Source organism: Pseudomonas sp. IPO3778 (assembly GCF_013386825.1).
In the GTDB taxonomy this organism is placed as follows: Bacteria; Pseudomonadota; Gammaproteobacteria; order Pseudomonadales; family Pseudomonadaceae; genus Aquipseudomonas.
Genome location: NZ_JACARC010000015.1, coordinates 84276 through 97796 on the forward strand (window position 1 = coordinate 84276; position 13521 = coordinate 97796).

Annotated in this window: 12 protein-coding genes; all 12 read right to left on the minus strand. The window is 62.5% G+C overall.

Annotated elements, in window-relative coordinates:
- Positions 1–3: 3 nt before the first annotated feature.
- The gene (locus HX855_RS06045; RefSeq protein WP_088422526.1) at positions 4–561 is read right to left on the minus strand and encodes a CvpA family protein; all 558 of its coding nucleotides are present in this window, start codon (positions 559–561) and stop codon (positions 4–6) included.
- Between the two features lie 288 nt (positions 562–849).
- A complete protein-coding gene (locus tag HX855_RS06050) occupies positions 850–1512 on the minus strand; it encodes an SPOR domain-containing protein (protein ID WP_087693954.1) in 663 nt (220 codons plus the stop codon).
- Positions 1496–2803, minus strand: coding sequence for a bifunctional tetrahydrofolate synthase/dihydrofolate synthase (gene folC / locus HX855_RS06055; RefSeq protein WP_177087719.1), 1308 nt, complete (start codon positions 2801–2803; stop codon positions 1496–1498). The genes HX855_RS06050 and folC overlap by 17 nt, the downstream gene beginning before the upstream one ends.
- Complete coding sequence (accD, locus tag HX855_RS06060; RefSeq protein ID WP_177087717.1) at positions 2800–3720, minus strand: acetyl-CoA carboxylase, carboxyltransferase subunit beta; 921 nt, start codon at positions 3718–3720, stop codon at positions 2800–2802. Before accD ends, folC begins: the two co-directional genes overlap by 4 nt.
- A 243-nt stretch (positions 3721–3963) precedes the next feature.
- Positions 3964–4596 (minus strand): phosphoribosylanthranilate isomerase, encoded by a 633-nt coding sequence (locus HX855_RS06065; protein ID WP_177087715.1) that lies wholly within the window; start codon positions 4594–4596, stop codon positions 3964–3966.
- Positions 4597–4659: 63 nt separating this feature from the next.
- The gene (gene truA / locus HX855_RS06070) at positions 4660–5484 is read right to left on the minus strand and encodes a tRNA pseudouridine(38-40) synthase TruA (RefSeq protein WP_017478802.1); all 825 of its coding nucleotides are present in this window, start codon (positions 5482–5484) and stop codon (positions 4660–4662) included.
- Between the two features lie 207 nt (positions 5485–5691).
- Complete coding sequence (locus tag HX855_RS06075; RefSeq protein WP_177087712.1) at positions 5692–8238, minus strand: FimV family protein; 2547 nt, start codon at positions 8236–8238, stop codon at positions 5692–5694.
- A 162-nt stretch (positions 8239–8400) separates the two neighbouring features.
- Positions 8401–9411 carry an aspartate-semialdehyde dehydrogenase gene (locus HX855_RS06080; RefSeq protein WP_177087710.1) on the minus strand — a complete coding sequence of 337 codons (1011 nt, stop codon included), beginning with the start codon at positions 9409–9411 and terminating at the stop codon, positions 8401–8403.
- Positions 9412–9658: 247 nt separating this feature from the next.
- Positions 9659–10771, minus strand: coding sequence for an aspartate-semialdehyde dehydrogenase (gene asd, locus HX855_RS06085; protein ID WP_010175747.1), 1113 nt, complete (start codon positions 10769–10771; stop codon positions 9659–9661).
- Positions 10772–10835: 64 nt separating this feature from the next.
- Entirely contained in the window at positions 10836–11918 is a 1083-nt protein-coding gene (leuB, locus tag HX855_RS06090) for a 3-isopropylmalate dehydrogenase (protein WP_177087708.1), read from the minus strand.
- A gap of 53 nt (positions 11919–11971) precedes the next feature.
- Positions 11972–12736, minus strand: a complete 765-nt coding sequence (locus HX855_RS06095; RefSeq protein ID WP_177087706.1) for a class I SAM-dependent methyltransferase — start codon at positions 12734–12736, stop codon at positions 11972–11974.
- 133 nt (positions 12737–12869) lie between these two features.
- A complete protein-coding gene (gene leuD, locus HX855_RS06100; RefSeq protein WP_177087704.1) occupies positions 12870–13514 on the minus strand; it encodes a 3-isopropylmalate dehydratase small subunit in 645 nt (214 codons plus the stop codon).
- Between the last annotated feature and the right edge of the window lie 7 nt (positions 13515–13521).

The window sequence follows — 13521 nt, forward strand, 5'->3', positions numbered from 1 at the left end:
AACTTACTGAGGCGTTTTGGCCGGTAAGAGGTGTTCCTTGAACGGAAGATCAGCGGGTATGCTGATCCCGCTGGCCAGCCACTGACTGCTCCACCCCAAAATAAGGTTCTTGGACCAATCTGCAACCAATAGAAATTTTGGCACGAGTACAGACTCCTGCCACCACGAATCCTGCTGTACCGGCCCCAGGCTCAAGAGCCCGACCGCCACGACCACCAGCAACCCGCCACGCGCGGCGCCGAAGGCCATGCCGAGAAATCGATCGGTCCCGGAGAGGCCGGTGACACGTATCAATTCGCCGATAAGATAATTGACCATTGCCCCCACCAACAACGTGGCGATGAACATGATGGCGCAGCCCGCAATGACGCGAGCCGAAGGTGTTTCGATGTATCCGGCCAGGTAGACAGACAGTGAACCGCCGAACATCCAGGCTACTACCCCTGCGATGATCCATGTCAGCAGCGAGAGTGCTTCTTTAACGAAGCCGCGGCTTAGACTGATCAAAGCGGAGATGGCGACGATTGCAACGATCGCCCAATCAACCCAGGTAAATGGCACAGTTCAGCCTACATGCGGATAAGGCGGCGCATTTTAGCAGAGCGCCGGGCTATCGGTAAGCTGTGATTGGCAGTGCATTTGAAATCAATGGGTTATAGGGGAAACCAGCCTGTCGCGGCACACCCAAAACACTTGTGGGAGCGGGCTTGCTGTGGTGAGGGGGCTTGTCCCCCGCCGGGTTCACCACAGATTGATGGAGCTGCTTCGCAGCCCAACGCGGGGCAAGCCCGCTCGGCACAGCAAGCCCGCTCCCACATTGACCGCATTCCAGCTTGAACCCTTGCAGCCTTAGCCTTTTTCGGGCTGGAAGCGAACCACAAAACCCTTCAGGTTCTGCTGGCGATCCAGCAAGTCCCGCAGGCGATCAGCTTCAGCGCGCTCGATCAACGGCCCGATAAAGACCCGGTTCTTGCCATCGGCACTGCGGATATAGGCGTTGTAACCCTGGGTGCGCAGCTTTTTCTGCAAGGCGTCGGCACTTTCGCGGTTAGCCAGGCTGGCCAGCTGGATCGACCAACTGATCGGCAAGCCATTCGGATCAATACGGCTCTGCCCCACGTCCGGCTTGCCCGGTGCGGCGGGTTGCGGTGCCACCGGTTTTGGCGCGGGCGCCGGCGCGGCAGGCTTGGCAGCAACGGCAGGCGCAGCCGGTGCAGGCTTGACCACCGGTACGCTCGGCTGAACCGGCATCGACGGCGCTTGCTGTGCGGCGACCTCATCGTCGGTCGGCACCGGCTCTTCTTCCGGCAGCGCTTGCGGCTCGGGCACCACCACCGGCTCAACCTGAACCTGAGGTACCGCTGGCGCCTGTGGCGCAGCCGGGGCCTCGACGGTCACCTGGCGCTGCTCGTCCTGACGGGAAAACAACATCGGCAGAAAAATCACCGCCAATGCCACCAGAACCAGGGCCCCGACCATTCGCTGCTTGTATGCGCTATCCAGTAATGCCATGTGCAGCTTCCTCCGTGGAGCGCCGGGCCAACCACTCAAGCGCCTCGGCAACACAATAAAATGATCCGAACAACAGAATCTCATCCTCTGGCGTCGCAATCGCGCACTGAGCTTCCAGGGCGGCCGTCACGCTTGCATGGGACGTCACCGACGCACCAAGGTTCTGCAAGGCGACCTGCAACTCGACAGCAGGACGACTGCGCGGTGTATCCAGCGGCGCAACCGCCCAGGCCTGAACATTGCCCAGCAACGGCGCAACCACGCCATCCAGGTCCTTGTCGGACAACAATCCGAACACCGCCAGGCGGCGACCGACAGGCGGCGTGCGAGCCAGGCGCTTGGCCAGGTACTCGGCCGCGTGAGGGTTATGCCCCACGTCCAGCAGCAGGTTCAGACGCTTGCCGTCCCAGTCGAAACTGCGCCGATCAAGGCGCCCCACCACGCGGGTAGCCTGCAACGTAGCGGCAATCTGCTCGGCATGCCAGGGCAAATCCAGCAACAGGTAGGCTTGCAGCGCGAGCGCGGCGTTTTCCATCGGCAGGTTCAGCAGCGGCAGGTCGCGCAATTCAACGGTTTGGCCGCGCGCGTCAAGCCCGCGCCACTGCCAATGCCGGTCGCCAATGTCGAGGTTGAATTCACGCCCACGCAGGAAGAACGGGCAATCCAGCTCACGCACCTTGTCCAGCAAGGTATGGGGCGGATCGAGGTCGCCGCACAGTGCAGGCTTGCCCTGGCGGAAGATCCCGGCCTTTTCATAGGCCACGGATTCCCGGGTGTTACCCAGGTAGTCAGCGTGGTCGACACCAATGCTGGTGATCAGCGCCAGGTCGGCATCCACCACGTTGACCGTGTCCAGACGCCCGCCCAGGCCGACTTCCAGCACCACCACATCCAGTTGCGCACGCTCGAACAACCAGAACGCCGCCAGGGTGCCCATCTCGAAATAGGTCAGGGAAATCTCGCCACGCCCGGCATCGAGTGCGGCGAAGGCTTCGCAGAGTTGCTGGTCAGTGGCTTCGACGCCATTGAGCTGCACCCGCTCGTTGTAGCGCAGCAGGTGCGGCGAGTTGTACACGCCGACCTTCAGGCCCTGGGCTTGCAGCAAGGCGGCGACAAAGGCGCAGGTGGAGCCCTTGCCGTTGGTGCCGGTGACCGTGATCACACGCGGCGCCGGCCGGCCCAACCCGAGGCGGGCCGCTACCTGTTGCGAGCGCTCCAGGCCCATGTCGATGGCTGACGGATGCAACTGCTCAAGGTAGGCGAGCCATTCGCCCAGGGTACGTTGGGTCATATGTTTGCAGGCACCGGCGGCACGACGATCGGCTCGATTTTAGGGGCGACGTACACAGGCGTCGGCAGGCCCATCATTTGCGCCAGCAGGTTGCCCAGGCGTGGACGCAGTTCGGAACGGGCGATGATCATGTCGATCGCGCCGTGCTCCAGCAGGAACTCGCTGCGCTGGAAGCCTTCCGGCAGTTTTTCGCGCACGGTCTGCTCGATCACACGCGGGCCGGCAAAGCCGATCAGGGCTTTTGGCTCGCCGACGATCACGTCACCCAGCATCGCCAAGCTAGCGGAAACGCCGCCGTAGACCGGGTCGGTCAGCACGGAGATGAACGGAATACCTTCTTCACGCAGGCGCGCCAGTACCGCAGAGGTCTTGGCCATTTGCATCAGGGAGATCAGTGCTTCCTGCATCCGCGCGCCGCCGGACGCTGCGAAGCAGATCATCGGGCAACGGTTTTCCAGGGCGTAGTTGGCGGCACGTACAAAACGCTCACCGACGATAGCGCCCATGGAGCCACCCATGAAGGAGAATTCGAAGGCGGAAACCACCACCGGCATGCCCAGCAACTTGCCGCTGACGGAAATCAGCGCATCCTTCTCACCGGTCTGCTTCTGGGCAGCGGTCAGGCGGTCCTTGTACTTCTTGCCGTCGCGAAATTTCAGACGGTCAACCGGCTCCAGGTCAGCGCCCAGTTCGGAGCGGCCATCGGCGTCGAGGAAGATATCAATGCGGGCGCGGGCGCCGATACGCATGTGGTGGTTGCACTTGGGGCAAACGTCCAGGGTCTTTTCCAGCTCCGGGCGGTACAGCACCGCGTCGCAGGAAGGGCACTTGTGCCAAAGACCTTCAGGAACCGAGCTTTTCTTCACCTCGGAACGCATGATCGAAGGGATCAGTTTGTCTACTAACCAGTTGCTCATGCTTTCTTTCTCCAGTACCGGTGGCTTGAACACAGCCCCGCGTATGCCCTTGAGCTAAATTCATATGTGGCGATGACACAAGCTGGACGGGGTCAGACGTTCGACCTGCCATTTCCTGCCTGTGCCCTCAGCCTTCCAGACAACCTGCCGTGCAGGGTTGCCACTTCATTTCCGGGCCTCCCACAGGCGGCGCCGGGCTGTTTTACACAGTGGTAGTTATGGACGGCGGCAGACTGCCAGCCGTCACATCGTGCCACTGCTGTCGCGCACGGCTTGCATGAATGCGCGAATCTTTGCGTGATCCTTGATGCCCTTGCCCTGCTCCACCCCGCCGCTGACGTCCACCGCATAGGGCCGAACCTGCCGGATGGCGCTGGCCACGTTGCCAGGATTCAGACCGCCCGCGAGGATGATCGGCTTGCTCAAGCCTTCGGGGATCAACGACCAGTCGAACGCTTCGCCGGTGCCGCCGGGAACGCCTTCGACGTAGGTGTCGAGAAGAATCCCGCGGGCGCCAGTGTAAGCAGCGCACGCCCCAGCAATATCGTCGCCGGCCTTGACCCGCAGCGCCTTGATATACGGGCGCTGATAGCTTTCGCACTCTTCAGGGCTTTCATCGCCATGGAACTGCAGCATGTCGAGCGGCACGGCATCCAGGGTTTCATTGAGCTCGCAGCGGCTGGCGTTGACGAACAACCCGACCGTGGTCACGAACGGCGGCAACGCGGCAATGATTGCCCGCGCCTGCACCACATTCACCGCCCGCGGGCTTTTGGCATAAAACACGAAACCGATGGCATCGGCCCCCGCCTCGACCGCCGCCAACGCGTCTTCTATGCGGGTAATCCCGCAAATCTTGCTGCGAACGGCAGACATGTCGATGAAACCTCAGGGCGTGTCCGGGAAAGTCCCGGATGGTAACAAATGCTTTTGAGGGCGTCAGCCGCCAAGTTCGCTGAAACCTGTGAGGAAGTGTGGCCCGATGAACCGCTGCGGCAATTCGAACTCGTCGCGGTACTCCACATCCACCAGGTACAGGCCGAACGGATGCGCCGTGACGCCACCGGTGCGGCGAATCCGGCTTTCCAGTACTTCCTTGGCCCATTCCACCGGGCGCTCGCCGGTACCGATGGTCATCAGCACCCCGGCGATATTGCGCACCATGTGGTGCAGGAAGGCGCCGGCGCGGATATCCAGCACGATCATCTTGCCGTGGCGCGTCACCCGCAGGTGATGAACTTCCTTGATCGGCGACTTGGCCTGGCACTGGCCGGCACGAAACGCGCTGAAATCATGGATGCCCACCAGGTGCTGAGCCGCTTCAGCCATACGCTCGGCGTCCAGCGGGCGGTGGTTCCAGGTGATTTCTTCGTTGAGGTGGGCCGGGCGGATCTGATCGTTGTAGATCACATAGCGATAACGCCGGGCGATGGCCTTGAAGCGCGCGTGAAAGTCCGCCGGCATCACCTTGGCCCAACTGACGCTCACGTCGTGGGGCAAGTTGATATTGGCGCCCATCACCCACGCCTTCATCGAGCGCTCGGCCTGGGTGTCAAAGTGCACCACCTGCCCGCAGGCGTGCACGCCGGCGTCGGTACGCCCGGCGCACATCAGCGAGACCGGTGAGTCGGCGACTTTCGACAGGGCCTTCTCCAGGGTTTCCTGCACCGTCGGCACGCCGGAGGCCTGGCGTTGCCAGCCACGATAGCGCGAGCCTTTGTATTCCACGCCCAGGGCGATTCTGAAAAAGCCTGCGGCCGCCATTTCGGCGGCCGCGTTATCTATATTTGCCAAGAACTGAGAGCCTGATGAGTTGCGCAAAGGCGGCCATTATAAGGCCGCGCGCCGTGCGTGGGGCTTTTTGTAGGCGCGAGCTTGCTTGCGAAGGTCGTTAACGATAACGCGACCGTCCAGGATCAACGCGGTGCTGGACGTTCTTCGCGAGCAAGCTCGCTCCTACAAGGGAAGGGATCAAGCCAGTCGGCTGAGCATTTCCTTGGCTTCGCCTTTTTGGCCGTCGTCGCCTTCGCTGAGCACTTCGGCGAGGATATCCCGCGCGCCGTCGGCGTCGCCCATGTCGATGTAGGCCTGGGCCAGGTCGAGCTTGGTCGCCACTTCGTCGGAACCGGAAAGGAAGTCGAATTCCGGCTCATCGCCACCCAACGCCGCATCTTCGGCGGTGAAGGACGGCTCGACCGGCGGATGCTCGAGGCTTTGGGACAGGCGATCCAGCTCGGCATTGACGTCGTCAAGCTCCGAGGCGAACGCGTCCGGCTTGGCGGCCACAGGCGCCTCGGGCTCGTCAGCCAGGGACAGGTCGAAATCTTCCGGCAGGTCGAGGTCGTCGAGGTCGGTCGGCGTCAGGGTCGGTGGCTCTACCGGCGGCAGGTCTTTCATCTGGTCTTCAAGACCGGAGAGGAAGTCGTCGTCGGACTGTGCCGTGGATGGCGGATCGAGTTGCAGGTCCAGGTCGAAATCAGAGAGGTCTTCTTCGCTGGCCTTGGCCTCGGTCTGCTGTTGCAGCACCGATTCAAAGCTCAGGACGTCTTCCGGGTTGACCACGGCCGGAGAAGCAGCTTCCAGATCGTCCAGGCTCAGGTCGAAGTCGGTGTCAAAAGCGTCCAGCTCAGGCTCAGGCTCTGGTGCAACGGCAGCGGCCGGCGGCGCTGGTTCGTCTTTAAGCAGATCCTTGACGTACTGGGCATCCAGCGCCGCTGCCGCGACGGCAGCGCTGACGCCCGCCGCGAGCACGGCCATGGCCGGGAAGCGGCTTTTCAGCTGTGCAACCTGGGCATGGTTCTCGCCATTGGCAACCAGCTGGCGCTCCTGGGTGACGAACCCGTCCTTGTTGCCTTGCAAACCGTGGACTTCCATCAGTTTGAGACGCAGGTCGCTACGGGCCGGCTCTTGCTTGATCGCATCCTCCAGCACTTCAGCGGCCTGGTTCAGGTGACCACGGTCGATGTGCGACTGGGCTTGCGCCAGGGCGTCAGCTGGACGCTCAACCGCAATAGGGGCGACAACCGGAGCAATCACCGGAGCCACCACTGCCGCCGGGGCTGGAGCTGGAGCTGGAGCCAGCTTGACGTTCGGCGGTGGTACATCCAGGCCTTCGAAACTGTCGGACGGCAAGTCGTGATCGATATTCGGTGCAAACTCCGGCTCTTCAGCCAGGGCCCGCGCCATGCGCAGGTGCTTTTCTTCTTCAAGGCGCGCGTTGCGATGGCGGGCCCACAACAGCAGAAGCAACAGCACCAGCAACCCCGCCGCGCCGCCGATCACACCCAGCACGATCGGGTTCGTCAGCAGGTCGTTGAATTTGCCTTCGGTGGTGGCAGGCGCCGCGTCAGCCTTGACCGGCGTCTCGACCGGTGCAGCCGCCGGCGTTGCCGCAGCCGGTTGTGCAGCCACCTCTGCCGGCATCGCGGTCGTGGCAGCAGGCTGCGCCGCAGCGCCACCCGGGGTCTGCAACTTGGCCAGTTGATTGTTCTTGAGCTCGATCAGCCGCTGCAGCTTGTCCAGCTGACTTTGCAGGTCAGCCATGCGGCTTTTCAGTTCTTCATTTTCGCGACGGGTCGAATCCAGGCTTTCCTGGGTCACCGCCAGCTTGTTGTTCAAGGCCCGGCTATCGCCAGCGCCGCCCTTCACGCCCTTCTTGGCAGCTTCGGCCGAGACCAGGCTCAAGTTGTCCTTGGTGTTGGTCTGGGACGGTGCGTTGCCCGCCTGGGTACGCTTGGTGGCGTCCAGTTGCGCCTTGCCGGCGAGCGGGTTGCCAGCGTGACGCCCCTCGCGCCACGCGGCGTTTTGCGCGCTGACTTCAGCAATCGCCTGGGGCTGCGGCAGGCTGGTGCTCTGCCCCGCATCCGGCAGGCGCAGGACCTGGCCGGTTTTCATGCGGTTGATGTTGCCGTCGACAAAGGCATCAGGGTTCAGGGCCTGGATGGCCAGCATGGTTTGCTGCACCGAGGCGCCGTTGCGGTTCTTCGCGGCAATTTCCCACAAGGTGTCGCGGGACGTCGTGGTGTTTTCCTTGGGCTTGCTGATGGCCGGCGCCGTCGCAGGCGAACTCAGACGTGGCGCAGGTGCAGGCGCACTGGCGGCCGGCGTGGACTGATCGAACTTGGCCGGGTCCAGCAGCACGCTGTAGTCGCGCATCAGACGGCCGTTGGGCCATTGCACCTGCAGCAGGAAACGCACGTAGGAATCAGGCAGCGGCTTGCTGGAGGTGACACGCACCACGCTGCGGCCGTTGGGATTGACCACCGGGGTGAAGGTCAGGTCGTTCAGGAACGCCTGGCGATCGACACCGGCATCCACAAAGGCCTGGGACGACGCCAGGCTGGGGGTGATCTCGGAGGCGGTCAGGCCACCGACGTCGAGCAACTCGATTTCCACCGACAGCGGCTGGTTCAGCTTCGACTTGAGGGTCATCTCCCCAAGTTGCAGGGCTTGCGCCATACCGGAGGACAGCGCCGAGGCGGCCGCTATTGCTAACACCAGTTTGCGAACTTGAACCATAGCCTCATCCTTTGTCTGAACACTCCCCGGCCTGCGAGAAGGTTGGTAACCGCTGCCATAAGGCATGGCGAGCCGATAGGTCACCGACGCGCAACTTTTCCAGCTTGGGGCCAAGCATAGCGCTTGGCTAGAATCAATCTACAAATTGCCGCCAAGTATCTTTTACACAAGGCCTTTTATCAACAACTGCGCCAGCTGTACGGCGTTCAGTGCGGCCCCTTTGCGTACGTTATCTGACGCCAGCCACACATTTAGTTCCGCCGGGTCATCCACACCGGCGCGAACCCGGCCAACATAGACCACGTCCTGACCGACCGCATCCCCAACAGCTGTAGGGTAATCGCCCTCTTCCACCAACTCGACACCCGGTGCCGAGTCCAGCGCGCGGTTGACCGCAGCGAGATCCACTGCAGCGCCCAACTGCAGGGACACAGTCAGGCTATCGCCAAAAAACACCGGGGCTTGAACGCAAGTGACGGAAATCTTTAGCAAAGGCATTTCCAGCACGGCGCGCAATTCGTGCACCAGGCGCTTTTCCAGGGCGGTGTGGCCTTGGGCGTCGGGTTTGCCGACCTGGGCCAGCAGGTTGAAGGCCATCTGCCGGTCGAAGAACTTCGGCTCCAGCGGGCGTACGTTCAGCAGCTCGGCGGTCTGGCGGGCGAGTTCGCTGACCGCCTCACGGCCCTGGGCGGAAACCGCGAGGTTGGCGGTGACGGTGACGCGCTGGATATCCAGCACGCCGCGCAGCGGCGCCAATACCACGGCCAGGGCGGTGGCGGATGGGCTTGGGCTGCTGACCTGGTACGGCTTTTTCAGGCCATCCAGGACATGGGCATTGGCTTCCGGGACTACTTGGGGCGCCTGATCGGCCGGCAAGGCGCCCGACAGGTCGATCAGCGTGCAGCCGGCGGCGGTGGCCCGCGGCGCGAAACTCAAGGTGACCGCCGGGCCGGCGGCGAAGAACACCAGCTGGACTTTGCTGAAATCAAATTCGTCGACTTCCCGCACCCGCACGTTCTTGCCGCGAAACGGCACCGAATGCCCGGCCGATTCGCTGCTGGCCAGCAGGTGCAGGTTGCCCACCGGAAAATCCTGCTCTTCGAGGATTTGCACCAGGGTTTCGCCCACGGTGCCGGTGGCGCCGATCACGGCAATATCAAAGGTCTGGGTCATGGGGGCTGCCTCGGGCATTGCGGGGGGAGCGGCACTTTACCGGGTGGTGGGGGGTGAGGCAATTGAGATGGGCCTTGTGGTATGGCGGATGGCCTCTTCGCGAGCAAGCCCGCTCCCACATTGGATCGCATTTCCACTGGTGAACTCGGTCGAATGTGGGAGCGGGCTTGCTCGCGAAGAGGCCCTGAAAGGCAATAAAAAACCCGCGCCTGTCACCAGAACGCGGGTTTCTTATTACAGGCAGCGATTACCGCTCCAGCAGGATCCGCAGCATGCGACGCAACGGCTCAGCGGCGCCCCACAGCAGTTGGTCACCCACAGTGAACGCGCCCAGGTACTGAGTGCCCATGTTCAGCTTGCGCAGACGGCCAACCGGCACGTTCAGGGTACCGGTCACCTTGTTCGGGCTCAGTTCCTGGATGCTGATATCACGGTTGTTCGGCACCAGCTTGACCCAAGGGTTGTGCTGGCTGATCAGCCCTTCGATATCGGCGATCGGCACGTCTTTGTTGAGCTTGATGGTCAGCGCCTGGCTGTGGCAACGCATGGCGCCGATGCGCACGCAGATGCCGTCCACCGGGATCGGGCTCTTGAAGCGGCCGAGGATCTTGTTGGTCTCGGCCTGGGCCTTCCACTCTTCACGGCTCTGGCCGTTAGGCAGTTCCTTGTCGATCCACGGGATCAGGCTGCCGGCCAGCGGCACGCCGAAGTTCTCGGTCGGGTAGGCTTCGCTGCGCATGGCTTCGGCCACACGGCGGTCAATGTCGAGGATCGCGCTGGCCGGGTCAGCCAGTTGATCGGCCACCGCAGCGTGGGTCGCGCCCATTTGCTTGATCAGTTCACGCATGTTCTGCGCGCCGGCACCGGAGGCCGCCTGATAGGTCATGGCGCTCATCCACTCCACCAGGCCGGCTTCGAACAAGCCGCCCAGGCCCATCAGCATCAGGCTGACGGTGCAGTTGCCACCGATGTAGTTCTTGGTGCCCGCGTCCAGCTGCTGGTCGATCACCTTGCGGTTCACCGGGTCCAGCACGATCACCGCGTCATCCTGCATGCGCAGGCTGGAAGCGGCGTCGATCCAGTAACCCTGCCAGCCGGCTTCGCGCAGCTTGGGGAAGACTTCGCTGGTGTAGTCGCCGCCCTGGCAGGTCAGAATGACGTCGAGGGTCTTCAGTTCTTCAATGTTGTAGGCGTCCTTGAGCGGAGCAATGTCCTTGCCCACAGACGGCCCTTGACCACCTACATTGGAAGTGGTGAAAAACACCGGCTCAATAAGATCGAAATCCTGCTCTTCCAGCATCCGCTGCATGAGCACGGAACCGACCATACCGCGCCAACCGATCAGACCTACACGTTTCATCGCAACTACACCTTGTTCAAAAGTGGGCCGCCTTGCAGCAACATCTGCAAGCGGGCCCGAGAGATTACAGATTCCGCAGCGCGGCGACTACTGCGTCGCCCATTTCTTGCGTACCGACTTTGGTGCAACCCTGGGACCAGATGTCGCCGGTGCGCAGGCCCTGGTCGAGCACCAGGCTCACGGCCTTCTCGATGGCGTCTGCGGCATCGGTCAGGTTGAAGCTGTAACGCAGCATCATCGACACCGACAAAATGGTCGCCAACGGGTTGGCAATGCCCTGCCCCGCGATGTCCGGCGCCGAACCGTGGCATGGCTCGTACATGCCCTTGTTGTTGGCATCCAGGGAAGCCGACGGCAGCATGCCGATGGAACCGGTGAGCATCGAGGCCTGGTCGGACAGGATGTCGCCGAACAGGTTGTCGGTGACGATCACGTCGAACTGCTTCGGTGCACGCACCAACTGCATGGCGGCGTTGTCGACGTACATGTGGCTCAGTTCAACGTCCGGGTAGTCCTTGGAGACTTCTTCGACGATTTCGCGCCACAGCTGGCTGGACGCCAATACGTTGGCCTTGTCCACCGAACAGACCTTCTTGCCACGCACGCGAGCCATGTCGAAACCGACACGGGCGATACGGCGGATTTCACTCTCGCTGTATGGCAGGGTGTCGTAGGCCTGGCGCTCACCATTCTCCAACTCGCGCACGCCCCGTGGCGAGCCGAAGTAGATACCGCCGGTCAGTTCGCGAACGATCAGGATGTCCAGGCCCGCGACGATTTCCGGCTTCAGGCTGGAAGCGTCGGCCAGTTGCGGGTAAAGGATCGCCGGGCGCAGGTTGCCGAACAGGCCCAGTTGCGCACGGATTTTCAGCAGGCCGCGCTCAGGGCGGATGTCACGTTCGATCTTGTCCCATTTCGGGCCACCCACGGCGCCCAGCAGCACGGCGTCGGCCGCACGGGCACGGTCCAGGGTTTCGTCGGCCAGGGGCACGCCGTGCTTGTCGATGGCCGCGCCGCCGATCACGTCGTGGGTCAATTCGAAGCCCAGGCTGTACTTGGTATTGGCCACTTCCAGGACTTTGACCGCTTCGGCCATGATTTCCGGACCAATGCCGTCGCCTGGGAGAATCAGAATCTGCTTGCTCATGCTTTCCTCATTTCATCGGGCGACCTGCCCGCAGGCAGGTCGGGAAAAATTAATCAGCGTTCGGCCCACACCACCAGCACGTCGGTGCTGAAGGTGCCGTCGGCTTGAATCTCGAAATAGTCGCGCACTTCCTGGCCCATCGCTTTTTGCAGCTCAAGAATCGCGGCGCGCAATACCTCGGGTGTGCGCATGCGCTCAACCCACGAGGTGTATTCCAGGCGCAGGCGCTGGCGGCTGCTGTTGCGCACGTGCAAACCGGCTTCGCTCAACTGGTGCATCCACTCGCCGGCGGAGTAATCGCGCACGTGGCTGGTGTCGCGCAGCACTTCGACGGTTTGCAGGTAAGTGTCCAACAGCGGGCTGCCCGGTGACAAGACGTCAATAAACGCTGCCACGCCGCCCGGCTTCAGCACCCGGCGCACTTCACGCAGGGCCAGGCCAAGGTCGCTCCAGTGGTGGGCCGAGTAGCGGCTGAACACGAAGTCGAACTCACCGTCGGCGAACGGCAGGCGCTCGGCGGCGCCGTGCACGGTGCGGATGTTGTCCAGGCCGCGGTCCACCGCCGCCGCCGCGACCACGTCGAGCATCTGCTGGGACAGGTCGTAGGCCACCACCTCTTTAACCAACGGTGCCACGTTGAAGCTGACATGACCGGCCCCGCAACCCAGGTCCAGCAGTCGCGCAGCGCCCTGCCCGGCCAGTTCGGCCTGGAGCAGCGCGAACTCGGTGCCTTGAGCGTGAACGGCGCTGCTCAGGTAGGCCGAGGCCTGTTCGCCGAATTGTTTTTGCACGACTTGGGTGTGGGCGGTGCTGGTCATGGTGATTTTCCTTGGGTTTTGGGGTGTTTGTACGGGCGCTATCGCAGGCAAGCCAGCTCCTACAGTTGACCGAGTTCACGATCAAAAAGTGGAAGCGGGCTTGCCCGCGATGGGCCGCACGGCCTACCTCAAATCAAGCGTCGCGAAACAACCACGGCTGGCTGGCCCGGTGTCTGGTTTCAAACGCGGCAATCGCATCGCCGTCCTGCAAGGTCAGGCCGATGTCGTCCAGGCCATTGATCAGGCAGTGTTTGCGGAAGGCGTCGACTTCAAAGTGGTACACCTTGCCGTCCGGACGGGTCACGGTCTGCGCGGCCAGGTCGACGGTCAACTGGTAGCCCACGTCGGCTTCCACTTGCTGGAACAGCTCATCCACTTCGGCATCGCTCAAGGTGATCGGCAGCAAGCCGTTCTTGAAGCTGTTGTTGAAGAAGATGTCGGCGTAGCTCGGCGCGATGATGCTGCGAAAGCCATATTCTTCCAGGGCCCACGGCGCGTGTTCACGGCTGGAGCCGCACCCGAAGTTTTCCCGGGCCAGCAACACGCTGGCGCCCTGGTAACGCTCGGCGTTGAGGACAAAGTCCTTGTTCAACGGGCGCTTGGAGTTGTCCTGGTAGGCGTAGCCCACGTCCAGGTAGCGCCACTCGTCGAACAGGTTCGGACCGAAGCCGGTGCGTTTGATGGACTTCAAGAACTGCTTGGGAATGATCTGGTCAGTGTCCACATTGGCACGGTCCAATGGCGCGACTAAACCGGTGTGTTGGGTAAAAGCTCTCATCGGGGAT